This window comes from Micromonospora sp. NPDC048935 (assembly GCF_043197875.1).
Classification (GTDB): Bacteria; Actinomycetota; Actinomycetes; order Mycobacteriales; family Micromonosporaceae; genus Micromonospora.
The window spans coordinates 629,566-629,921 of record NZ_JBICTZ010000002.1; the positions used below are offsets into that span (position 1 = coordinate 629,566).

Annotated in this window: 1 protein-coding gene; it reads left to right on the plus strand. The window is 71.1% G+C overall.

All coding sequences use genetic code 11. From position 1 onward, the window contains the following. Position 1: 1 nt before the first annotated feature. The coding region (locus ACGFIW_RS09235; protein WP_393312273.1) for a hypothetical protein at positions 2–356 on the plus strand (355 nt) is incomplete at its 3' end.

A 356-nucleotide genomic window follows, 5' to 3' on the forward strand; every position in this document is an offset into this window, starting at 1 on the left:
CGTGAGCACCCGTGTCGCCCTGGAAACCTTGGACACCCTGCGCACCCTGAACGCCAACGCCACCCTGCGCACCGACGCTGCCTTGAGCACCCTGCGCACCCTGCGTACCCTGAACACCGGCATCACCCTGCGCACCCTGCACGCCCTGCGCCCCCTGAACGCCGGCCTCACCTTGAGCACCCTGAGCGCCGACGTCACCCTGCGCTCCGATGGCGCCTTGAGCACCCTGCGCACCCGCCTCGCCCTGGAGACCCTGGAAGCCTTGCGCCCCCGGAACGCCTGCCTCACCCTGCGCGCCCTGAGCACCCTGCGTACCGGCCTCACCCTGCACACCCTGCACACCCTGAGCGCCCTGA